The sequence below is a fragment of the Congzhengia sp. genome, assembly GCF_037235575.1.
GTDB classification, from domain to species: domain Bacteria; phylum Bacillota; class Clostridia; order UBA1381; family UBA9506; genus Congzhengia; species Congzhengia minquanensis.
Map to the genome: position 1 here is coordinate 58,346 of NZ_JAXUNN010000031.1, position 24,065 is coordinate 82,410.

The 24,065-nt window shown below is 45.0% G+C and carries 19 protein-coding genes; 10 read left to right on the plus strand and 9 right to left on the minus strand.

Annotation, left to right across the window (positions count from 1 at the left end):
• Positions 1 to 135: 135 nt before the first annotated feature.
• The 7 genes from WIG73_RS07380 to WIG73_RS07410 all read left to right on the plus strand — a co-directional run bounded on the left by WIG73_RS07380 (position 136) and on the right by WIG73_RS07410 (position 7,652).
• Positions 136 to 711: a hydrolase gene (locus WIG73_RS07380; RefSeq protein ID WP_177680489.1), complete on the plus strand. Its 576-nt coding sequence runs from the start codon at positions 136 to 138 to the stop codon at positions 709 to 711.
• A gap of 11 nt (positions 712 to 722) precedes the next feature.
• Positions 723 to 1,664, plus strand: coding sequence for an AEC family transporter (locus tag WIG73_RS07385; RefSeq protein ID WP_337399937.1), 942 nt, complete (start codon positions 723 to 725; stop codon positions 1,662 to 1,664).
• A 24-nt stretch (positions 1,665 to 1,688) separates the two neighbouring features.
• The gene (gene miaB, locus WIG73_RS07390; RefSeq protein ID WP_337399938.1) at positions 1,689 to 3,104 is read left to right on the plus strand and encodes a tRNA (N6-isopentenyl adenosine(37)-C2)-methylthiotransferase MiaB; all 1,416 of its coding nucleotides are present in this window, start codon (positions 1,689 to 1,691) and stop codon (positions 3,102 to 3,104) included.
• Positions 3,105 to 3,129: 25 nt separating this feature from the next.
• Positions 3,130 to 3,534: a YlbF family regulator gene (locus WIG73_RS07395; protein ID WP_177680492.1), complete on the plus strand. Its 405-nt coding sequence runs from the start codon at positions 3,130 to 3,132 to the stop codon at positions 3,532 to 3,534.
• Positions 3,535 to 3,554: 20 nt separating this feature from the next.
• Positions 3,555 to 6,152 (plus strand): DNA mismatch repair protein MutS, encoded by a 2,598-nt coding sequence (gene mutS / locus WIG73_RS07400; RefSeq protein ID WP_337399939.1) that lies wholly within the window; start codon positions 3,555 to 3,557, stop codon positions 6,150 to 6,152.
• An 85-nt stretch (positions 6,153 to 6,237) separates the two neighbouring features.
• Positions 6,238 to 6,882, plus strand: a complete 645-nt coding sequence (locus WIG73_RS07405; RefSeq protein ID WP_337399940.1) for a single-stranded DNA-binding protein — start codon at positions 6,238 to 6,240, stop codon at positions 6,880 to 6,882.
• Positions 6,883 to 6,977: 95 nt separating this feature from the next.
• Complete coding sequence (locus tag WIG73_RS07410; RefSeq protein ID WP_337399941.1) at positions 6,978 to 7,652, plus strand: CPBP family glutamic-type intramembrane protease; 675 nt, start codon at positions 6,978 to 6,980, stop codon at positions 7,650 to 7,652.
• A 51-nt stretch (positions 7,653 to 7,703) separates the two neighbouring features.
• Here the strand turns inward: WIG73_RS07410 and WIG73_RS07415 are convergent, their stop codons facing one another.
• The 6 genes from WIG73_RS07415 to WIG73_RS07440 all read right to left on the minus strand — a co-directional run bounded on the left by WIG73_RS07415 (position 7,704) and on the right by WIG73_RS07440 (position 15,587).
• Positions 7,704 to 9,515 (minus strand): L-fucose isomerase, encoded by a 1,812-nt coding sequence (locus WIG73_RS07415; RefSeq protein ID WP_337399942.1) that lies wholly within the window; start codon positions 9,513 to 9,515, stop codon positions 7,704 to 7,706.
• 66 nt (positions 9,516 to 9,581) lie between these two features.
• Positions 9,582 to 10,505, minus strand: a complete 924-nt coding sequence (locus WIG73_RS07420) for a stalk domain-containing protein (RefSeq protein WP_337399943.1) — start codon at positions 10,503 to 10,505, stop codon at positions 9,582 to 9,584.
• A 116-nt stretch (positions 10,506 to 10,621) separates the two neighbouring features.
• Positions 10,622 to 11,479, minus strand: coding sequence for an AraC family transcriptional regulator (locus tag WIG73_RS07425; RefSeq protein WP_337399944.1), 858 nt, complete (start codon positions 11,477 to 11,479; stop codon positions 10,622 to 10,624).
• Positions 11,480 to 11,769: 290 nt separating this feature from the next.
• A complete protein-coding gene (locus WIG73_RS07430) occupies positions 11,770 to 13,374 on the minus strand; it encodes an ABC transporter substrate-binding protein (protein ID WP_337399945.1) in 1,605 nt (534 codons plus the stop codon).
• A 39-nt stretch (positions 13,375 to 13,413) separates the two neighbouring features.
• Positions 13,414 to 13,866 (minus strand): hypothetical protein, encoded by a 453-nt coding sequence (locus WIG73_RS07435; protein ID WP_337399946.1) that lies wholly within the window; start codon positions 13,864 to 13,866, stop codon positions 13,414 to 13,416.
• A 17-nt stretch (positions 13,867 to 13,883) separates the two neighbouring features.
• Positions 13,884 to 15,587: a proline--tRNA ligase gene (locus WIG73_RS07440; RefSeq protein WP_337399947.1), complete on the minus strand. Its 1,704-nt coding sequence runs from the start codon at positions 15,585 to 15,587 to the stop codon at positions 13,884 to 13,886.
• 377 nt (positions 15,588 to 15,964) lie between these two features.
• On the opposite strand from WIG73_RS07440, the gene WIG73_RS07445 reads away from it, so the two are divergent.
• Positions 15,965 to 17,329, plus strand: coding sequence for a citrate/2-methylcitrate synthase (locus tag WIG73_RS07445; RefSeq protein ID WP_337399948.1), 1,365 nt, complete (start codon positions 15,965 to 15,967; stop codon positions 17,327 to 17,329).
• Between the two features lie 107 nt (positions 17,330 to 17,436).
• On the opposite strand, the gene WIG73_RS07450 is transcribed toward WIG73_RS07445, so the two are convergent.
• Together WIG73_RS07450 and WIG73_RS07455 are read right to left on the minus strand one after the other, a co-directional pair.
• Positions 17,437 to 19,419, minus strand: a complete 1,983-nt coding sequence (locus WIG73_RS07450; protein ID WP_337399949.1) for a pyruvate formate lyase family protein — start codon at positions 19,417 to 19,419, stop codon at positions 17,437 to 17,439.
• A 13-nt stretch (positions 19,420 to 19,432) separates the two neighbouring features.
• The gene (locus WIG73_RS07455) at positions 19,433 to 20,281 is read right to left on the minus strand and encodes a glycyl-radical enzyme activating protein (RefSeq protein WP_337399950.1); all 849 of its coding nucleotides are present in this window, start codon (positions 20,279 to 20,281) and stop codon (positions 19,433 to 19,435) included.
• 98 nt (positions 20,282 to 20,379) lie between these two features.
• Here WIG73_RS07455 and WIG73_RS07460 point away from each other — a divergent pair, with 98 nt between their 5' ends.
• Together WIG73_RS07460 and uvrB are read left to right on the plus strand one after the other, a co-directional pair.
• Positions 20,380 to 21,159, plus strand: a complete 780-nt coding sequence (locus WIG73_RS07460; protein WP_249311734.1) for an AraC family transcriptional regulator — start codon at positions 20,380 to 20,382, stop codon at positions 21,157 to 21,159.
• Between the two features lie 25 nt (positions 21,160 to 21,184).
• Positions 21,185 to 23,149 carry an excinuclease ABC subunit UvrB gene (uvrB, locus tag WIG73_RS07465; RefSeq protein WP_337399951.1) on the plus strand — a complete coding sequence of 655 codons (1,965 nt, stop codon included), beginning with the start codon at positions 21,185 to 21,187 and terminating at the stop codon, positions 23,147 to 23,149.
• 160 nt (positions 23,150 to 23,309) lie between these two features.
• On the opposite strand, the gene fabG is transcribed toward uvrB, so the two are convergent.
• Positions 23,310 to 24,047 carry a 3-oxoacyl-ACP reductase FabG gene (gene fabG / locus WIG73_RS07470; RefSeq protein ID WP_337399952.1) on the minus strand — a complete coding sequence of 246 codons (738 nt, stop codon included), beginning with the start codon at positions 24,045 to 24,047 and terminating at the stop codon, positions 23,310 to 23,312.
• Positions 24,048 to 24,065: the final 18 nt, after the last annotated feature.

Genomic DNA, 24,065 nt, shown 5'->3' on the forward strand with positions numbered 1-24,065 from the left:
AAGTGGTATTTTTCTAAATTTTAACATAAATCATACGCAATGTCAAAAAAATTAATCCCCGCATTAATTTTTCTTTGAAAAACATGGGGAATTATGATATAATAATATAAAATATGCCATAAGAGGGGATTGTATTTGACAAAAAAAGAAGAATTTATCAATCTTTATCAAACAAATATTACACGCGAAGGCGGCGACAAGCTGTTAGAATATTTAGATTCGCCTCAGAGCGATTTTTTTACTGCCCCTGCAAGCACACGGTTTCACGGCGCTTTTGAGGGGGGGCTTTTGGAACATTCGTTAAACGTATACCATTGCCTGTGCGACTATTTGTCGCGGGATCGGGTAAAGAACACCTATAAGCTCTGCTATCCCGACGAGTCGGTTGCAATCTGTGCCCTGCTGCACGATTTATGCAAGGTGAACTGTTATGTGAAGGGAACGAGGAACAAAAAGGACAAACACGGCGTGTGGCAAACGGTGCCCACCTTTGAATATGCGGATGACATGCCCTACGGTCACGGGGAAAAATCTGTTTACATCATTTCTGGCTTTATGCGGCTCACCCGTGAAGAGGCCTTTGCCATTCGCTATCACATGGGATTTTCCGGCTGCGAACCGCAAAACAACATTGGAGCGGCCTTTGAAAAATATCCCCTTGCCTTTGCCCTCTCAACGTCAGACATGGAAGCAACTTACTTTTTGGAATAGGTGGTTATACGATGGATATGTCAGTGATCATAGACCCGATTGTTAAGCTGTTTATTGCAATTTTAATCGGGTTTGTGTCTGTTAAAGCAGGATATCTTTCGGCAGATATGCGAAATGTGCTGTCGAAAATCATTATTAAGGTTACGCTGCCGCTGATGATTATTACGTCGCTTTTGTCAAAAGATTTAAGCGGCGACACGGCAATGAATGCGGCGGTTGCGGCAGTTTCCGCCGTGGTGGTGATGACGGTTTTATATTTTTTAGGCCTTGGCACGGCAAACCTTTTCCGTTTAAAAGAACCTACAAAAACCCTCCATGCAGTTTTGAGCGGAAGCGGCAACGTGGGCTTTTTGGGCTATCCTGTTGCCCTTGCGGTTTTTGGAACGGAGGGCCTTTTTTATGCGGTGATTTACGGTATGGTGAACGACGCTGTTTTTTGGACGGCAGGCGTCTATTTAATCAACCGTTCCGGCGGTTCGCTGGTGGGCAGACAGGCTTTAAAAAAATTGGTTAATCCTAACACCGTGGCGTTTTTAATTGGAATTCCCCTTTTATTTTTCGGCGTTAAGCTTCCGCCGGTTTTAAACGACGCGTTTACCGGAATCGGCTCTTGCACCACTTACATGTCCATGCTGTTTATCGGCATGACGCTGGTGACCATTGATATTAAAAGCCTTTACAAGCGCGTGTCTATGATTGCGCCGGCGCTCATTAAAATGGTGATTGTGCCGGTGCTGGTCAGCATGCTGTTTGTGCATTTTGGCTTAAATCCCGTTACCATTGGCGCAGTGGTTTTAGAAATTGCAATGCCGGCGCAGACTGTTGCGTCTATTGTGGCAATGGAAGCGGGTTCCGACGAAAAATATGCTGCGGAGTATATCTTTTTTTCAACGCTTTTAAGTCTTTTGACACTGCCGCTGATCTACTACATAATGGAACGAATTATGGCGTAAAATAGTAAAGGAGTTTATTCATAGATGCAGAGAAAAGATGTTTTCGTATCGGAAGAGGAATTAAAACGGCAGAAAGAATTTGTGCAGCAGGTACGCGGGCTGTATGCTGAAAAAGGCAAAACGCCAAAAGCGCTTGTGGAAACCTATGGCTGTCAGCAAAATGAAAACGATTCCGAGCGCATTAAGGGCATGCTGTCTGAGATGGGCTTTGCCTTTACTGACAGCCGGGAGGACGCGGACTTTATTCTGTTTAACACCTGTGCGGTGCGGGAGGGCGCTGAAATGCGCGTTTTAGGCAACGTGGGGGCGCTAAAGCACTTAAAAGCAAAGCGGCCTGACTTAATTGTCGGCATTTGCGGCTGTATGATGCAGCAGGAGCACATGGTGAAAAAGCTGAAGTCGAAATATAAGCATGTGTCGGTGATTTTCGGAACACACTCGCTTTACCAGTTCCCCGAAATTCTATATAAAGCCGTGTGCAAAAATGAGCGCGTGATTAGCCTGATTGACAGCGAGGGAAGAATTGCCGAGGACATTCCCGTATATAGGGAAAATACCGCCAGCGCATGGGTTTCAATTATGTATGGCTGCAACAACTTTTGCTCATACTGCATTGTGCCTTATGTGCGGGGCAGGGAGAGAAGCCGCGAGCCGGAGAAAATTTTAGAGGAAATTAAAAGCTTAGCACAAAACGGTGTGAAAGAAATTACCCTTTTGGGTCAAAACGTGAACTCCTATGGCAAGGATTTAGACCGAAATGTTGACTTTGCAGATTTGCTCTTACTGGCAGATAAGGTTTCCGGCATACGCAGGATCCGGTTTATGACTTCCCACCCGAAGGACATGACGGACAAGCTGATTGAAACTTTGCCAATGGTGAAAAAGCTGTGCGACCAAATCCATTTGCCCTTTCAGGCGGGCAGCGACAGAATTTTAGAGAAGATGAACAGGCGTTATACAAAAGAAGGCTACATCCGTTTAGTGGAGAGAATTCGGACGGCAATGCCAAACGCCGTGTTTACCACCGACATTATTGTTGGGTTTCCCGGCGAATCAAAAGAGGATTTTAACGAAACGATTGATGTGTTAAAGCGCGTGCGGTTTGACAGCGTGTTTTCGTTTATCTATTCCAAGCGGGAGGGGACGCCGGCGGCCAAAATGCCAAATCAGGTGCCGGAGGATTTAAAGCATAAGCATTTTGACGAACTGTTAGACGTTCAGAACAAAATCTCCCGTGAAATTAATGAAACCTATGACGGAAAGACCGTTGAAATTATGGTTGAAGGCTTAAGCAAAACGAACGAAACTATGATGTGCGGCAGAACAAGCGGCGGAAAAATTGTGAATTTTCCCAAAGACGACGCGCTTTCAGTCGGCGATTTTGTTCATGTGAAAATAACGAAAATAAGCACATGGTCCCTGACAGGGGAACGTGTTTAAACCTATAACAGAAAGGCAGAAAGATATGAACGATATTTTAGAAATGGCACAGAATTTGGGCCAGGCAATCGCAGATTCCGAAGAAATGAAAGTGTTCCACGAGATGGAAAAAATATTTTATGAGGATGAAGAGGCCCAGCGGGTGATGAACGAATATGAAGCGGAGCGGGCAAAAATGACCGTAAAAGCGAAAGAAACGGGAATGACGCCGGAGAGCTTAAAGCTTTTTCAGAGCGAGATGAAAAAAAGCATGGACAAGCTGATGGCAAACAAAACCGTGAAGGAATATTTAGAAGCAAAGTCGAATTTTAACGATATTATTAAAAAAGTAAATTCAATTATTTCGTTCTGCATTCAGGGCGAGGAGCAGGAGCTGGCTTCTGAGGGCGGCTGCTCTGGCAACTGCGGCTCCTGCGGGGGATGCCACTAACAAATAGGAGGGGTTATTATATGACACCAATGATGCGCCAATATTTGGACGTGAAAAAGAACTACCCTGACTCCATTTTGTTCTTTCGGATGGGCGATTTTTATGAAATGTTTTTAGACGACGCTATTTTAGCGTCAAGAGAATTAGAAATAGCGCTGACCAGCCGTTCCAAAGGGGAGGATGGGGAGAAAAACCCGATGTGCGGCGTGCCGTACCATGCGGCGGACGCTTACATCGATAAGCTGATTGCAAAGGGTTACAAGGTGGCAATTTGTGAACAGTTAGAAGATCCTGCCACGGCCAAGGGGATTGTAAAGCGGGATGTAATTCGTGTTGTTACCCCCGGAACGGTGATCAACTCGAAAATGCTGGACGAAAAAAAGAACAACTTTCTCTGCGCGGTTTATGGCCACAGAACAACCTTTGGCGCAGCATTTTCCGATTTAACCACAGGCGAGGTATTTGTTACCAGCGTCAGTGGACGGCAGCGTTTGATTGACGAAATTGCGCGGTATAGTCCCACCGAAATTGTGGTGAGCAGCGAGGTTTTTAAAAATGCCAAGCTGCGGGACGAGCTTAGATACCGGTTTAACGCATCGCTTGAAATGATTTCAGCCGAGCCTACCCGCGACAGCTGCGAACACTTGATTTACCAGTGGTTTCATATCACCGACTTATCAGAGCTGCATCTTTCGGAGGACTACTTCACGGTAAATGCGCTGGGCATGATTTTAATGCATTTTGAAGAGACGCAGAAAATGCAGATTGGCCATATCAAGCGCGTCTGTGCCTACAGTGAAAACGAGTTTATGGACATTGACATTTTTACCCGGAGGAACTTGGAAATTACCGAAACCATGCGGAGCAAGGCGAAAAAAGGTTCTTTGTTGTGGGTGCTGGACAAAACAAAAACCGCCATGGGCGGCAGGCTGATGCGATCCTTTGTGGAAAAGCCGCTGATTGACTGTGCACAAATTGCAAAACGGCATTATGCTGTGTCGGAGCTGTTTGAGGCTACAGATAAAAGGGAGCAGGCGATGGAGGTTTTGGAAGGGATTTACGACATTGAGCGTCTGCTGGGAAAAATCTCCTGCAAAAGTGCGTCGCCAAAAGAAATGATTTCTTTAAAACAGTCGCTGCAAAACCTGCCACAGGTGGAGTTTTTGCTGTCTGGCCTGAAAGCGCCGCTGTTCCGCCAGATGTATGAACGGATTGATACGTTAGAGGACATTGCGGAGCTGATAGATGCCGCCATAACAGAGGAGGACACGCCGATTTCGCTAAAAGACGGCGGAATCATTAAAACGGGTTACGACAGCCAGGTAGACGAATTTCGCAATCTGGCGGAAAACGGGCAGTCGGAAATTGCGAAAATTGAGGCGCGGGAAAAGGAACTCACCGGCATTAAAACCCTGCGTACGGGCTATAACCGGGTGTTCGGCTATTACATAGAGGTTTCAAAATCCTACCGGGACAGCGTGCCGGACAGGTATATCAGAAAACAGACGCTTACGAACGGCGAGCGGTATATCACAGAGGAACTGAAAGAGTTAGAAACAAAAGTTTTGGGCGCTTCGGAATTTTTAAAAGCAAGGGAATATGAACTGTTTTGCGGTATTCGCGACAAGGTAGCCGAGGCGGCGGCAAGAATTCAGACATCGGCCTCGGTTGTTGCACATCTTGATGTGATTTGTTCGCTTTCTGAGGTGGCAGTGAAAAACGGCTACACGATGCCCTGTGTTGACGCTTCGGATAAAATTGAAATTAAAGGCGGCAGGCACCCAGTGGTGGAAAAAATGCTGGACGATGCGCTGTTTGTGCCCAACGACACGTCGTTAGACTGCGGCGACAACCGGATGTTAATTATAACCGGCCCCAACATGGCGGGAAAGTCTACCTATATGCGCCAGGTGGCGGTGATTGTGCTGATGGCGCAAATTGGAAGCTTTGTTCCGGCAGAGAGCTGCCGCATTGGCGTGTGCGACAAAATTTTTACCCGTGTTGGCGCGTCGGACGACTTGTCTGCAGGGCAGAGTACCTTTATGGTGGAGATGACCGAGGTGGCGCAAATTTTAAAGCACGCAACAAAACGGAGCCTGCTGGTGTTAGACGAAATTGGCCGGGGAACCAGCACCTACGACGGACTGTCGATTGCCTGGGCGGTTTCAGAGTATATTTCGAATAAGAAAAAAATTGGCGCACGCACGCTGTTTGCCACACACTATCATGAACTGACGGAATTGGAAAACAAGCTGGATGGCGTGAAAAACTATTGTATTGCCTGCAAAAAGCGGGGCGACGACATCATCTTTTTAAGGAGGATTGTGAAAGGCGGAGCGGATGAAAGTTATGGAATTGAAGTCAGCGCCTTAGCGGGTCTGCCAAAAGAGGTGGTTTCCCGTGCAAAAGAAATTTTAGCAAAAATTGACGCGAAGGAAGCCGACGTAAGCGGCGTTTCCAAGCAGCCGCAGGAGGAAAACACAGACTTTCAAATTGGTTTTACCGACCTTAAGAATAACCGTTTAACGGAAGAGCTTTCCGGCCTTGACGTGACCACTCTAACCCCCATAGAAGCGCTCAACAAGCTTTATGAGCTGGTGAAAATTGCAAATGAATAAGAAGAAAACAAAAATTTTTTGTTCTAAATGAATCATCTGCCCATATAATGTACCGTACATCAATACTTGAAAGGAGAAATACGGTATGTTAAATTGCGCGGAGGATAATGAAGCAAGAATTGTGGGGTATGTGGCAAGTGATTTAGAATTCAGTCACGAGGTGCACACCGAGGGCTTTTACAGGTTTATCATCATGTCCGACAGGCTGTCGGAAAATAAAGATACAATCGTTGTTACCATTTCTGAACGGATTTTGGCAGATGTTGAAATACCGGCGGGGACAAAGGTGGAGGTTACCGGACAGTTTCGTTCTTACAATAATTACAGCGGGGAAGGCAGCAAGCTGATTTTAACCCTTTTTGCAAGGGATTTGCGCATTTCGGACGACTGCGAAAAATGTGAAAACGAAATTTATTTAAACGGATACATATGTAAGCCGGTGGTCTACAGGGTTACACCGTTTGGCAGGGAAATTGCAGACATATTGGTTGCGGTTAACCGCGCCTATAATAAATCGGATTATATCCCCTGCATTGCCTGGGGCAGAAACGCAAAGTTTGTAAATACCCTTGCCGTTGGTGCAAATATCAAAATTTGGGGACGGATGCAGTCCCGTGAATATCAAAAACGGGTTTCTGAAGATGAAACTGTAACCAAAACAGCATATGAGGTTTCTGTCAGCAAATTAGAAGCGGTGAAAGATGTGGAAACGCCGGAAGAAGAACTTTAAAATTAAAGCGTGCAGGTTTGTCTGTACGCTTTTTACTATTGACAAATAAACAATTTTAAGATAAAATGCTTTTAAAAACACGAAGGAGACGCTACATGGAAAACAGAAAAGGATTGGTCACACACGCGGCGTTATCTTTCTCCGTGTGTGTGTTATACGGTTTGCTGCTGCTGACGCCGCTAAACGGCTATGTTTATACTACATTGCTGAAAATCGCGCTGTTTTTGGCTGTACCGTTTATTTTTGCAAAGAAAAAGCATACGAACGTGAAAGGTTATCTCGGAACCGTGAAAAGTAAAAAAATGATGGCCCTATCCTTTGCAGTAGGTGCGGGCGTAATTATAATTATTCTAACGGGATATTTTCTTTTAAGACAATTTTTTGACGACCAGATGATTTTAGGATCACTAAAAAATGAGGGCATTACAAAAAGCAATTTTCCTGCAGTGTTTTTAAATATCATTTTTGTAAACGCATTTTTTGAAGAATTTTTTTTCCGCGGGTTTGTGTTCCGTGGTGGTTTAAAGATTGGCACAAAGCAGTATGCATATCTGTTTTCTGCCGTTTTGTTTGCGCTTTATCATGTCACTATGATTATGAACTGGTTTACGCTGCCAATATTTTTCCTTTGCATGGCGGGCCTTTTTGCCGGTGGGCTGATATTTAACTATGTCACGGACAAATGCGGCAGCATTTTTGGTTCCTATATAATCCATGCCGCGGCAAACCTGGCAATTAATGCAATTGGTCTTTATATCTTTATGAAATAAAACAAAAAATAAGGGACGCCTGTTTTGGCGTCCCTTTTCAAATGCAAATAATTATCTGATATTTTTATACATCGGGCCATAGGCTGCGCAGGCTCTGTAGTCTGCACCTTCTTTGTCCATACCAAATGCATTCCAAGCGGTAGGACGGAAAATTTTGTCGCCCGGCACGTTGTGCATGCTAACCGGAATACGGAGCATGGAGCAAAGTGTGATAAGGTCTGCGCCAATATGTCCGTAAGAAATTGCACCGTGGTTCGCGCCCCAGTTGTTCATAACATCATAAGCTGTTTTAAATGGGCTGCCTTCTTTGCCGTCGCAGCGCGGAGCAAACCATGTGCACGGCCATGTGGGATTTGTGCGTTCCATAAGCGTGTCGGAAACTTCATCAGGAAGGTTAACTGTCCAGCCTTCTGCAATCTGAAGCATGGGTCCAAGGCCCTTTACCAGATTGAGTCGGATCATAGTAACAGGCATTTCCGCTCTTGTTGTAAAGTGAGAAGAGAAGCCGCCGCCACGGAAGTTATCAAAGCCTGCTTCACACCAAACGGTTGCGTCGGTCATCTTCTTAATATCTTCATCGGTAACTTCCCACCATTTTTTCATAATGGCGTTGCCGTTCTCGTCTGTGCATTCGCCGCAGGCGTCAAGGCAGGCAGCACCAGAGTTTAGCAGGTGGATAATGCCGCCGTTTGCTTTTGCATGTCCTTCCAAATCATAACCGGTAACGCGCTTTGTTGCTTCCGGAGACCAGAATGTACGAACATCGGCAAAAATCTGCGCACGGTTTGTGAGAAGTTTGCAGAACAACATTCCCAAACCATTTAACACATCGTTTTCGGTGGCTAAAATCATAGGTTCTTTTTTACCTTCAAAGTCAAAAGAAGAGTTTAAAACGGCTTCCGGATAGTCGCAGTTAGGCCAATGGTCTGTCCACTGGCGCTGTCCCTGGAATCCGGCACAAATTGCATTGTGGCCAACCATTTCTTCCTCAAATCCTTCGGGAAGGTTCGGGTTGCCCTTCATCAAATCTTTGATGATGCAGTACATTTTAATGGTAAATTCCCACTGCTTGTCTTTTTCTTCGCGGCTGAATTTTACAAAATCCGGGTTGTCGTCCCGGCCTTCTTTACAATTTTCACGTGTCCAGGCCAGGGCTTTTTCATACTCTTCTTTATTGTAAATGCCCTCTTCCATGCGGCGGAGAATTTCTACCTCGTCAACTGACTCCACACGAAGACCTAAATATTCTTCCATAAACGCCTGATCCATAATGGAACCGCCGATACCCATGCAAACGGAACCAATTTGCAGATAGGATTTACCGCGCATTGTAGCAGCAGCCACTGCGGCACGGCCAAATCTGAGAAGCTTTTCTTTTACGTCTTCAGGAATGTTTGTAACATCATCCCTGTCCTGCACTTCATGGCCGTAAATGCCGAATGCAGGAAGGCCTTTTTGCGCGTGGGTTGCAAGAACAGAAGCAAGATAAACCGCACCCGGCCGTTCAGTGCCGTTAAAGCCCCAAACGCCTTTAATCGTCATGGGATCCATATCCATGGTTTCAGATCCATAGCACCAGCAAGCAGCAACGGTTAATGTAATATCAACCCCGGCCTTGCGGAATTTTTCTGCGCAAGCAGCAGATTCAGGGGCACGGCCGATGGTAGAATCAGCTACAATAACCTTAACGGGCTCGCCGTTTGAATAACAAAGATTCTCTTCAAAAAGTTTTTTTGCGGCCATGGCAAGCGCCATTGTCTGGTCTTCAAGGCTTTCGCGCAGCTTCATGGGGCCGCGTCTGCCGTCGATTGCCGGACGAATTCCGATTACCGGATAACCGCCGATTAATTCGCTTTTAGACATAAATACTACCTCCGTTGTTTTATTAATGAATATATTGGTTGTCCATAAAAACCTGATGTAAATATATTAGTCGTCGATCAAAACGGTTCTGGTTGCCGGGTCCCAATCGACGCTGGCGCCCAAAGATTCCGAAATTGCACGTACTGGCACCATGGTTCTGTCTCCTACAATCTGCGCGGGAACATCAATTTCAATGTCTGCGCCGTTTTTCTTAATGATATTCGTGTCGACCACCAAAGAGATGTTAATATCGTCCCGGCGCGCCGTAACCGTTCTTGTTGTGGGCTCCCAGTCAACAACCGCGCCCAACGCCTCAAAGATTGCACGCAGGGGAACCAGCGTTCTGTCGTTCACAATTACCGGAGGCTGGTCGAATGTTAAAAGCGATTTGTTAACGCTCACCATAATTTCTTCCGGAACAGGAAGAGAGCCGTCAAATGGAATATCATGTTCTTTGGCAAAGGTTTCGGCGTAAGAGCCGGGAATGCCGACAATTGTTAAATCGAAACAGTTATAAAACGCGTCGCTGCTGATATAATAGACGCTTCCAGGCACGGTAATGGTTTTTAAAGCCTCGCAGCCCACAAAAGCGCCGCCTTCCACCCGTGTTATACGGTCTGACAACACAATGCTTTCTAATCCCTCGCAGGATAAAAATGCGCTGGAGCCAATTGTGGTCATAGAAGAAGGAAATTCAACCGTTTTCAATTTACGAAACGCGGTAAACGCGCCTTCCGCAAGCGACGTAATCCCGTCGCCGATTACTATGGTGTCAATATTGTTTCTTTCTTCATACCAGGGAATGTCCGTAAGATATTCATACGTCAAGGTCATATCGCCGCTGCCCTCTAAATAGAGCACAGAACCGTCAACCTTCCAGGTAATATTGCCGCCCAGCACATTGTCGGCTGCAAAAGCTGAAAATGAGCAGGTAAGCAGACAAACTGCTAAAAACAGACTAAAAAATGAATGAACCTTCTTTTTCATCATTTTATTTACAATCCTTTCTTATGTAACACAAAGTCAATAAATCACATCGTAATTATTATACTATAATCCAGCGCAAAAGTCAATGTAGATATGTAAGAAGAATATAGAAATTTTCTCTATTCCTTAGGCATTACGGCGTGAAGTTCTTTCATATATTGTTTTGGCGTTTTGCCCGTCATATTTTTAAAAACACGTGAAAAATGTGTCGGGGAATCAAAGCCGTTGGTAAACGCAATTTCGGTAACATTGTTTAACCCGTTCAGCATCATTCTTCTGGCTCTGGTAATTCTAACGGTGTTCACATAAGTGACAAAGGAGGCGCCTAAATAGTCCTTAAACTGTCTGGAAAGCTGATATTTGTCTATATCAAAGGTTGACGAAATCATATCCAATGTGATTTTGCTGTGGCAGTTGTTGTTGATAAAATGCGCAATGGATGTAAATTTTTTGGCAATGTCATCATCAATTTTAACAATTTCTTCGCCCACACCCTTTTTGTTGAGGAGCAGAATCAACTCGCAGAGCTTCAGCTTTAAGTGATAGTCCTTATAAAAATTGTCGTATAAATAAATCTGGAGAATGTCTTCAAAATATTTACGGATTTTTTCCCGCGTTTCATTGTCAAATTCAAACACATGGGTTTCCATATTGAAAATGCTGAACAGGGAATCGTCCGGCAGCATGTCGGAAATAAATTCTTTCTTAAAATTAATTAAAATCCTGCGTTTGGTAAGGGATCCGATTCCGGTGGCCTTATGCGCAAGATAGGGCGGAAGCAGCGCCACGTTGTTCTGGTTCAGCTCATACTTCCTGTCGCCGATGCACATCAGCCGTTTGTCGTGGGTCATATACATGATTTCATAGTGGTTGTGGTGATGGTAAAACATCATGTTGACCTCGCCGTCGTAAATTTGCTCTTCAACGGCAAACAAGCTGGTAGTATCTTCCAGCAAATCCTCGGTAAAAATTTCCAAGGGAAAACACCTCCTGCGCAATAAATATTACTTTTACCTTAGTATATCAGGACAAAAACCATTTGTCAACACAAGATTTGTATAAAAATAATGTTGAAAAACGCAAGAAATGTATTGCACGCAAGTTATTTTTAGTGTAAAATACAAGTAAAGAATCAATAAAGATTGTGTTTTAAGGGATTTGTCCGCCTCTCTCTCGTTCCCTGATATATTATATACCATTATACAAATACGGATAAGTCCCTTTTTACTAAAACAAAAATTCCCCAAACAATTGTTTGGGGAATTTTTTAATCTGTAATTGACCAGGTATGAACGCTTTTGTATGGATTTAGGGTTAAAATGTTTTCTGCTTTAATCCGTTCATCACACAGCAAAACCTCGTTTTTAAAATAAAGCCCGGCCACAGGCCGCTGGGCGCTGTAAAGGCTTAAAATTTGTGAATAGTTTTCTTTTTGGGTCATAGAATCTGTTGCACTTTGTGTGTCTTTTATTTCGTCTGACAGGGCAATGTCTTTCTGGTTTAGTTTTGAAAGCGTTGAAATGTCGTCAAAATCAAAGTTGGGCAAAAGTTCTGTTTCGCCAAGAAACAACTCATAATCACCCGATGAAATTTTTGATTGATAGGCTGCATAGGGCAGGGAACGAATTTTTATGTTAATTCCCAGTGCGGACAGGCTTTTTCGAACACTTTCGGCAATCAGCGTTTTTGTGGGACTGTCAGCGCTCACAAGCAGTTCAAATGATAGCTCATATTTTTTCGACAAAACCGTTTTATCCAAAATTCCGTTGCTGTCTGTATCAGCCCAGCCCTCGGCCGCAAGCAGCCCGCCTGCCCCGGATTGATTAATGCCGTAGAGGTCGGTATCCGAACTGTAGAGATAGGCTCCGGGGTGAACGGGCAGGGACGAAATAACGGCGTTTACGTTTCCGGCGGATAAAATGTCCTCCCGGTGAATGGCGGCGGAAACGGCGCTGCGCACCTTTGGTGTGTTGGCTTCCTTTTCTTTTGTGTTCATGCCCAAGAAAACAAACCTGCAGCCGTTGTAGGTTTTATAATTTAGCTTTTTTCTGGGGGTGTAGGTTTCAATGTCTGCCGCATATCCGGTAAGCATGTCAATTCTGCTGTTTTCCAGCATGCTGACTGCCGTTTCGCGGTCAGCGGCCATGTGAATGACAACAGTTTCAATATACGGCATGGCGCCGCTGTGATGGCTGCGGTTCACTTTGAGCCGTATCTCCTTGTTTAACTGATATTCTGAAAGCTGATAGATGCCGCTGCCGGGAATTACGGAGCTCAAAACGTCGTTATTTTCACCTTTTGCGTGTTCCTCTTTACCGCCTTTGGGCAAAATGGGAAAGTCCAGCAGCACGTTTAAATTTGCTGTGGGTTTTTTTAAATAAATTTCTACACGGTTTCCCTTCGCCGCGGCTCCTTTAATCATAGTAAGCCGGTTTTTATAATACCCGTTTGACGCAATAATTGTGTTAATTGATGCGGCTACATCATTAGCTGCAAGCGTTTCGCCATTTGAAAACTGAACTCCGCTGCGGATTTGCACCGAATAGGTCAAACCGTCTGGAGACACAGAAGCATTTTCCGCAAGGTTTGCAGCAGCGGAAAAGTCCGACTGGGCGGTATATAAACTGTCGTACATGAAAGATAGGACCTCGGCGTTGTGTTTCACCGAGGTCGTAAGCGGATTTAACGTGTCGGTATTATAAATGCACAGGTCTAAGATGTCGTTGTCTACCCAAGCCTCCGCTTTTGCCGCGGCTTCGGTTGAGCTTCTGCCCTCGCCGGCTCCTGTTCCTGCGCTGTTATTTTGCGCGCAGGAACAGGCAAGCGGCACAGCAAGAAGCAGGACACAAATTGCTGTGACAATCCGTTTCAAAGCTTCACCTTCACCTTTCCAAATCCAAATAACGCGCCGTTACTGCGCATTAGCATAATCTTCATACCGCGGCGGGTTACATTCCGGGCACTGCCAGAATCCCACCATTTTGATGTATTCCCACGAAACTTCATTTGTTTCTTTTCCCTCTAACAGCTTGCAGTTTTCTAAATGATAGGTCAGCTTGTCCACGTTAGACTCTGCGTCCTGAATCATAAAAATCTTCGGTGCATTTTCTTCTTTTACCACTTCTTTATTTTCTGAAACAGCGGGAAGGTCGTTTTCCTGAACGCTGTCGCCGGGTGCTGCATTATTGTTGTTGTCCGGGGCAGCAGATGCAGACGGGCTGCTTTCGGGTGAAGTTGACGCAGCCGCAGACTGGCTGGGCGCAGCGCTGCTTTGACTGTTATTATCTTTTTTGGCACAGCCGCAGGCGGAAAAAAGCCCAACTGCAAGCAAGAGTGTTATTGATAAAAATACAATTTTTTTCATTGCTTTACTCCTTTTTATTATAATAAGTTTTCCTTAATATATGCGATTGTTTTGGAAACTGCTTCGTCTGCGCTTACATCTTCAGCATCGCCGCCGCTTCTGAATTTAAACTCGCAAATTCCGTCAGCCGCTTTTTTGCCTACAGTAATTCTCACCGGAATTCCAATTAAATCTGCATCTTTAAATTTCACGCCGGCACGTTCCTGGCGGTCGTCAAGTAAAACTTCAATGCCGTTTTCTTTTAACTGTTCATAAACTTCTTCCGCAAGCTTTGCCTGGGTTTCGTCTTTTACATTCACCGGAACCACAATAGCCTGATACGGTGCAATGGCCAGCGGCCACACAATGCCGTTTTCGTCGCTGAGCTGTTCAATGGCAGCTGCAATGGTGCGGCTCACGCCAATGCCGTAACAGCCCATGATAATGGTCTGCGGTGTGCCGTTTTCATCTAAGTATGTGCAGTCTAACGCATCCGTATATTTTGTGCCTAATTTAAAGATATGACCCACTTCAATGCCCTGTGTGGTAACAATGGGCTTTCCGCATTTCGGACAGGGATCACCGGGCTCAATGGTGCGTACGTCAGCAACCTCGGCTTCAAAATCCTCTGTATTTACATTAATATAATGATAGTCCGTTTCATTTGCGCCAACAATAAAGTTAGACATAAACGAAACCTCTTTGTCCATCACGACGGGAATTTTAAGACCGATGGGGCCTGCAAACCCAACGTTAGCGCCGGTTACCTCCCAAACAACGTTCGGTGCGGCAAGCTCTAAGTCATCGCAGCTAACACCTAAATGGTTTGCAAGCTTCACTTCGTTCACTTCACGGTCGCCGCGAACCATTACGGCAACTGTTTTTCCGCCGCCGGAATAAATTAAGGTTTTAACAAATTTTGAGCTGTCTGTGTTCAAAAAGTTCACAAGCTCATCAATGGTTTTTACGTTAGGGGTATGAATCTTTTCGCGGGGAAGTGCGCTTTCCTTTTCTACCTCAACCGCAATGCATTCCGCCTTTTCAACATTTGCCGCATACTGGCATGCAGGACAATGACAAATGGTGTCTTCACCCACTTCAGATTTTACCATAAATTCCTGCGAGCCGGAACCGCCCATGGCGCCGGAGTCTGCATCAACAACGATATAGTCAAGTCCCAAACGGTCGAAAATCTTGCAGTAAGCGTGATACATCTTGTCGTAGGATTCGTCCAGCCCCTCCCAAGTGCGGTCAAAGCTATAAGCGTCTTTCATCACAAATTCCCGGGAACGGATAATGCCAAAACGGGGACGGCTTTCGTCCCTGTATTTATTTTGAATCTGATATAGGGTAACAGGAAGCTGACGATAGGATTTTAAGCAGGATTTCACCGTGTCTGTAAAAATTTCTTCATGGGTGGGGCCTAAGCAAAAGTCGCGGCTGTTGCGGTCTTTTAAACGGAACATATTGGCGCCGAATACGTCCCACCGTCCTGAAGCCTGATAGGATTCCGCCGGAAGCAGGGCGGACATTAAAAGCTCCTGGGCGCCGGCGCTGTCCATCTCTTCGCGAACAATATTTTCAACTTTTCTAAGCACGCGGTAACCCAGCGGCAGATAGGAATATACCCCGGCCGCAAGCTTTCTGATAATTCCCGCCCGAAGCATCAGCTGATGGCTGATGGTTTCCGCCTCGGCAGGAACCTCCCGGAGCGTGCTTAAAAACAATTCTGACATTCTCATAAACTAACATAGCCTTTCTGCCCACTTAAAATGAATGTTTGCTGCGCTGCCATACGCGGGCATATGACAACAACTTCTCTTGTATCTTTTCAAATAGTTACTTAATATAATAATATGAAACGTAAAGCCTGTCAACCGTTTTTAAGAAAATTTGGCGAAAAAAATTTTGGCACTGTACTGCTGGATTTTCACAAAAATGAAATAAACAAAAATGAAAATTGCAAAAATTAGTGTTTGAACCGAGAAAATAAAAGAACAATCTGCCTAAAATGAAATGAAATATATAAAACAAAACAAAATCTATTGACTTTATTATGAAAATAAGGTATAATATTCCGCAGAAGCTTAGAGAAAAATTATGCAAAGCAGGTGAAGTTATGGAAGGCGAAAACAAGGAATATTTAAAAAGCGCGCTGGAGCAGTGGTGCAGTGTGATTGAACAGAACACACAAATTGAACCCGGCTACTATGACAATTATAAGGTGAAACGCGGCCTGAGAAACAGCGACGGCACAGGCGTTTTGGCAGGTCTCACCAATGTGGGCCAGGTGCACGGCTACATCATGTATGAGGACGAAATGATTCCTGATGACGGAAAGCTCAGCTACCGCGGCGTTGATGTCACTGACATTGTAACGGCCTGCGAAAAAGAAAACCGGTTTGGTTATGAGGAGGTTTGTTATCTTCTGTTGTTCGGAAAACTGCCTACGCAAAAGGAGCTGGACGATTTTAAAGCGTTGGTCGGCGCAATGCGCCCGCTTCCCTTTGGTTTCCGCGAAGACATGATTATGAAAACCCCCAGCAATGACATTATGAACAAGCTTGCAAGGTCTGTTCTCTCTATGTATTCCTACGACAACACCCCAGACTCCACCGATTTATATAACATCATCCGTCAGTCCATTCTGCTGTTTTCCAGAGTTCCCACCATGGTGGCCTATGCCTACCAGGCAAAGGCCCATTATTTTGACGGCAAAAGTCTGTATATCCACAACCCCCAGCCGGAGCTTTCCATGGCGGAAAACTTTCTATATATGATCCGGCCGGACAATCAATATACCGATTTGGAAGCAAAGGTTTTAGACTTGGCCATGATTCTGCACGCTGAGCATGGCGGCGGCAACAACTCGGCTTTTACGACCCGGGTGGTTTCTTCAACCGGCTCGGATACGTATTCGGCCATTGCCGCGGCGATTGGTTCGCTGAAGGGCCCAAAACACGGCGGTGCAAACCGCAAGGTTATGGCAATGATTGAAGACTTTAAGGCCAATGTGGATGATATTAACGACCGCGGCGCTGTGGCCAACCACATTGCAAAGCTGTTGGACAAAGACGGATTTGACCATTCCGGTCTGATTTACGGTATGGGCCACGCCATTTACACAAAGTCTGACCCCAGAACCGTTCAGCTGAAGAAAAAAGCGGAGGAGCTCGCAGACGTTACGGGAAACATGAAGGAATTTAAGCTCTACAGCCTGATTGAAGAGCTCACCCCGGAGATTTTTGCGGAGAAAAAAGGGAAAAAGCACATGTGCGCCAACGTGGATTTGTATTCCGGCTTTGTTTATAAGTGCCTAAACATTCCGCCGGAGCTTTATACTCCCATGTTTGCTATTTCGAGAATGGCGGGCTGGTGCGCCCATAGAATTGAAGAAGTGATGTATGGCGGCAGAATTATCCGCCCGGCATATAAAAGTGTTTGCGGAGCGGGAGATTATGTTCCCATTAAAGATCGAGCATAACGATGAGCTTTGCCGTTCTTTTGATCATAAAAAGGAATTCGATAAAAACGTGATAGATAAGGGGTGCGGCAAATTTTGCCGCACCCCTTTTTGTTTAGTAGAAAACGTTAACTGCCATATTCTGTGCGCCGAATAATATGGTTTTGATAGCTTAAATCCAGCTCGTTAAAATAACCGCTCCAGCCCCAGACGCGCACAATTAGGTTCGGATAGTTCTCCGGGTGCTTTTGGGCGTCGAGCAAACGTTCCCTGTTGATGGAATTAAGCTGCAGCTGGTGGCCGCCCAAAAGGATATAGCTTTTCACAAGCATTGCAACCTTTTTGATGCCAACGTCATTTCTTAAAACGGTGTCGTGTATTTCAATGGTCAGCGGCCCGCCGTTCACAATATTGCATAGAGGATACTTGGTAAAGGACTGCATTACCGACAGAACGCCCGCCGTTTTTGCATCCAGCGCGGGGGAAAAACTTGAAGAATAGGCCTCTTTCGCCTTTCTGCCGTCAGCGGTGGCGGGACACTTTTCCCCTTTCCAGATATATTCCATTGCACTTCCTGTGCCTGCCCTCCAAACTCCGCCGTGTCCGTTTTTCTTGTTGTTTAAGTGATTGGAGAAACAGTCCATTAAATCACAGGCAATGCTGTCGACATAGTCGTCGTTGTTTCCCATTTTGGGACTATTTCTAAGCTGATTACGAAGCTCGTCATGGCCACGAAAATTATTTGCCAATGCGTTTAAAAGCTCCGATTTTTCAATCGTCTTCTCGTCAAAAACATTCTTTTTCACCGCAGCCAAAGCGTCGGCGACATTAGCAATTCCGGCGCCATGACAGCCAAAATTATGATATTTTGCCCCGCCGTCATACATATCAGCAAGACATTCGATACAGCCGTCGATAAAAATGGACAGAAGCGGACGCTTAACAACTTTTTGTTCCCGGCGTGAATGAATTAACATGCCACATTCGATCTCAATCTCTTTTTTTACACAGTCCATCAGTTCATCAAAATGTTTACACTCTGTCAGCTTTGCAACAACTGCCCGATTCACAACGGCCGGAAAGTCCATTGTTTGAATGTTTGGAACATCGGCCCCGCAATTCGGTATAATAAATTCCCAACACGCGGCTACCACATAGTTTACAGCGTCTTCATGCTCATATCCCAGCTTTAAAAGGCCGGGAATGACAACGTCGTCGTTGCAGTATTGCGGAAACCCTAACCCCTGCTTGGTGAGCAAGGTGGCAAACTCAAAAATTTCGTCCGGCGTGTTTTTGCCAACCCGTAAATTAATTTTTGGGTCAATCAGATTTAATTCTAAAGAGGATTGCATACACATTTGCGACAATTCGTTAAATTGGCTGTTTCCAGCCTTATCAAAGCCGCCCAGCACCAGGCTTTGTCCGTTGTCCCCCTGCTGCACGCCGGAGTAAAGGTCAGTATCCTGGTTTATTGCAATGAAAAAAGATTCTAAGGTTTCAAAAATCTCATTATCCTGCACACCGCAAGCTTTGTCATGCAGATAAAACGGATACATATATTGGTCAAAACGCCCCAGGCCTAAGTGGTCAACAAAAGAAATCCGCAAGAAATAAATGCAGATTTTTAGAAACACACAGGCCTCATAAAACGTTTCTGCTCCTTTGTGAGGAACCTTTTTTAAAGCGCCATACAGCTTTAAATTGCCGCTTGCTTTGGCAGCTGTTTTGTATTGACTGCAAAATTCCAGACACAATTGAATACATTTTGCCATGTTTTTGCCGTAGGCTTTTTTCTCCGCATCTGTAGTTTTGGCAACCGCTTTTCCAATTTGGTCTAAAACCGCATCAAAGCCCTGGGAGATAATGCGGTAATAATTCGGCGTAACATTGCCGCCATAGGGTGGGATGGTCAAATCAGTGCTTCTGTTAAAACCAAATTCGTCGTTTTCCAAGAAACAAGGATCTTCAAATGAAACGATTTTCTGAAAATTATTGATAAAGTTTTCCGACTTTTTAATGTCGTCAAACATGGCGTCCTCAATATGTTTCCGCTTTGTTTGATAAGCTTTGCTGTTCAGCTGTTTTAATTGAAGTTCAATTTTTTCAGTCATACAATCACTCCGTTCACATAATTTTTGTGCGTATTCCAAACGACCAAAACAAATCCTGGCGGGGCTGGGGCGGCGCCGTTTCGTCAAAGCCCGGCATATAGTTTCTTTGAAGCATTTTATACTTTCCGCCAGCCATTTTGTTATATGGCAGCAGCTCGGCGTAAGAAACATGGTTATCGTTTAAAATCTGTGCAAGCTGTGTTAGATTGCGCGTTGAATCAGTTACACCGGGAATGAGCGGAATTCTCACAACATAAGGTACGCCGCTTTTTGCAAGTGCCGAAAAGTTCCGTAAAATCGGCCGGTTCGAGACACCGGTATATTTGATATGCATGGCATCGTCGGCCAGCTTTAAATCGAACAAAAAATAATCTGTTATATTTAATGCATTGCAAAAGGTATCTGCGTCGCAATAGCCGCTTGTTTGAATTGCCGTATGCAGTTTGTTTTTCAGCTTCATAATACATTCAAAAAGGAATTTACTTTGCAGAAACGGCTCGCCTCCGGAAAAGGTGACCCCGCCGCCGGCATTTAAAATCCGTTTGTTTTTTAACAGCGTTTCACACAGTTGACCACTGCTGACGGTTTCACCGCACACCCGAATTAAATTGATTGGACAATTTTTTATGCTTTCCTCAGTAAAAGAAATGCTGCCATCTTCTTTTTGCACGCTTGTTTGCAAACAGGCTCCGCACCCAATGCACCCGTTTGGACTTTTAATCATTTCGCTTTCCTTAAGCTGTCCCTCGGGGTTGTGGCACCAGCTGCACCGCAGCGGACACCCCTTTAAAAACACCGTTGAACGGATTCCTGGCCCATCGTAAACAGAAAATTCTTCAATGGAAAATATTGTTCCTGTCATTTGCTCACCCCACATATTTCATTATATCAGCGCAGGTTGACAAAGCAAGCAATATGTTATATAATTATAGACAGAATTTAAGATTTGGAAGGGTAAACATGATTCAGCACCAGACATCAAATTCCTGCGGAAACTATAACTATAATGCCTTTTTATATTCAGATATTTCCTATAGCGCACATTTTCACAAAAATTATGAGTTAATTTACGTTCTTAAGGGCACGGTGGAGTTGTCTGTAAACGGAAAGCCTGATGTGCTAAAGCCTGGTGAAATGATTCTTATTTCTCCCTATGCCGTACATTCTTTTGCTGTGGACGGGAAATCTAAAATTTGGGTTGGCGTGTTTTCGGAAGATTTTGTTTTAAGCTTCTCAAAAGCCAACAGTCAAATCAGCTATTCAAAATTTAAATGCGGTTTAAAGCAGGAAGCCTTTTTAAAAGAACATCTGTTTTTTCAGGGACAGCCGGAGTTATATTTGGCCAAATCCTGCCTTTATCTGGTGTGCAGTGAATGTTTAAAACATGCCGTTGCTTTTGACATGAAATCATCCGATGAGTTTCGGAACCGGGTAATTGCATTTATATCAGAAAATTTAAGCGACGAAATAACCCTAGGTAGTACGGCTGCGGCTTTGGGCTATGAATATCACTACTTTTCAGCCTTGTTTCACCGCTGTTTTAACATGCATTTTAAAGAGTTTATTAATATGTTCCGCTTTGAATTTGCCTGTGAAATGCTGTTGCACACCAAGGCCGACATCGCGTTTTTAGCAGTGGAGTGCGGGTTTCAGAGCATTCGGAATTTTAACAGAATATTTAAAAAATTTAGTGGACATACCCCCACGGAATATAGAAAACAATTGCAATCAGAAGATTAAATTCATAAGAAAGGTGTGAAAATTTGTGGATTTTAAAATACATTCTGACTACCGGCCCACAGGCGACCAGCCTGAGGCGATCAATAAGCTGACCGGCGGAATATTGCGCGGTGACAGGGAACAAACGCTATTGGGCGTTACCGGCTCGGGAAAAACCTTTACCGTGGCAAACGTCATTGAAAAGGTGCAAAAACCCACGCTGGTGCTGGCCCACAACAAAACCCTTGCCGCCCAGCTTTGCAGTGAGTTTAAGGCTTTTTTTCCTGAAAACGCCGTTGAGTTTTTTGTTTCCTATTACGACTACTACCAGCCGGAGGCATATATTCCCCATACCGATACCTACATTGAAAAGGACTCAGCAGTGAATGAAGAAATTGACAAGTTGCGCCACAGTGCCACTGCGGCACTTTTCGAGCGGCGCGACGTTATCATTGTTGCCAGCGTGTCGTGTATATACGGCTTAGGCGACCCAATCGACTACAACGAGCTTGTGATTTCCCTGCGTCCGGGCATGGTTCGCGACAGGGACAGCATATTAAAAAAATTAGTTGAAATTCAGTATGAACGAAACGACATTAACTTTGTCCGCGGGAAGTTCCGCGTGCGGGGGGACGTTTTAGAGGTGTTCCCCGCAGAAAGCAGCGACAGCGCCATTCGGATTGAGTTTTTCGGCGACGAAATTGACCGCATTACTGAGATTGACGTTGTGACGGGTGAAATTAAGGGCACCAGAAACCATGTGGCAATTTATCCCGCGTCCCACTATGTTACCACAAAAGAAAAAATGGAAAAAGCCATCGGCACCATTGAAGCAGAGCTTGCGGAGCGGGTGAAGTATTTTAAAGAAAATGATATGCTGCTCGAGGCCCAGAGAATTGAACAAAGAACCACTTATGACATTGAAATGATGCGGGAAATTGGCTTTTGCCAGGGCATTGAAAACTATTCGCGCCACATCAGCGGAAGGGCGCCTGGCTCGGCGCCGTTTACCTTAATGGACTATTTTCCGAAAGATTTTCTTTTGGTCATTGACGAATCGCATGTTACGGTGCCTCAGGTGCGGGCAATGTTCAACGGCGACCAGGCGAGAAAGCAATCCCTTGTAGATTATGGGTTTCGCCTGCCCTCGGCCTTTGACAACCGCCCTTTAAACTTCAACGAATTTGAGGGAAAGATTAACCAGGTGCTTTATGTCAGCGCCACGCCGGCCGACTACGAGCGCAGCCGCTCTGTGCAGATTGCAGAACAGATTATCCGTCCCACAGGTTTGCTTGACCCAGAGATAATTGTGCGTCCCGTTAAAGGGCAGGTGGATGATTTAGTTGGTGAAATTCACAGCCAAACGGAAAAGGGAAACCGCGTTTTAGTTACTACTTTAACGAAAAAAATGGCAGAGGATTTAACCGACTATCTGCGTGAGATGGACATTAAAGTGAAATACCTCCATTCCGACGTGAAAACCATTGAGCGCATGGAAATTGTGAAGGACTTAAGGGAAGGCCTGTTTGACGTGCTGGTGGGAATTAACCTGTTAAGGGAGGGGTTAGACATTCCCGAGGTTTCATTGGTTGCCATTTTAGACGCGGACAAGGAAGGTTTTTTGCGGTCGGAAACATCGCTTATTCAGACGATTGGCCGTGCGGCAAGAAACGCAGACGGCAAAGTAATTATGTATGCCGACACCATTACGAACTCAATGGAGCGCGCCATTACTGAAACCAACAGGCGGCGGAAAAAACAGCAGGAATATAACGAACAGCACAACATTACGCCCCAGTCGATAAAGAAAAACATCAGAGGCGTAATTTCCGCTTTGGGAGAGGCACCGGACGAAACCATTGCAGACGTTAAAATTTCCAAGAAAATGGACATTCATTTGCAGATTGAAATTTTAACCGAACAAATGAAACTTGCGGCCTCAGAACTGCGGTTTGAAGACGCGGCCTCAATCCGCGACAGGATTAAGCTTTTGCAGAACAAGAAAAAATAAGAAAAAAAGAAAGATGCAGCATGCACCACAGGAATTGGTTTTGCTGCATCTTTTGTTCACTCCCTTACCGGGGGAACGAATCATATTATACATAAATTCACCTTAAATTTCAAGCCATTTTTGTGAAAATTTTGTCACATTTTTGAAACGCGCTTTTTGGTTAAATTATGAACCCGCCGTTTGGGCTTAACACCTGCCCGGTGATAAAGGGCGCAAGGGTATCGGACGCTAAAAAAAAGATTGACTTTGCCACATCAAGTGCAGTGCCGATTTTTCCCAAAGGCGTTTCTTCTTTTAAACACTCCAAATCCTCTGGTGAAAGATTGCTGTTCATATCCGTTTCAATTACGCCCGGGGCAACGCAGTTTACACGGATATTCGAAGGCGCAAGCTCCTTTGCCAGCGCTTTGGAAGCGCCGATAACTGCCGCCTTTGCAGCGGAATAGTGTACCTCGCAGGACGCGCCGCAAATGCCCCAAACGGAGGAAACGTTTACAATTGCCCCCTGTTTTTCGTGCACCATAAGCGGCACAACAGAAGCAGTGGTGTTAAACATGCCACCTACATTTACCGCAAACATACGGTTCCATTCTTCAAACGTAACGTCGGTAAACAGCGATTGCTTCGCAACCCCTGCGTTGTTCACCAAAACGCCGATGCCTTTTAAACAAGACGCGGCCCTTTCAACCATTTCAGCGGCCTGGCCGGGATCAGCCACATCCGCTTGCAGTAAGACGCCTTTTCGTCCCAAAGACGTCACCTGCTGCAGCACATTTTTTGCAGCTTTTTCTTCTTTTAAAAAGTTAATTCCAACGTCAAACCCGTTTTGTGCAAAATAAACTGCTGCTGCCGCGCCAATCCCACGGGAAGCGCCTGTAATTAACACTGTTTTTTTCATTCCGTTTCTCCTGCGTTA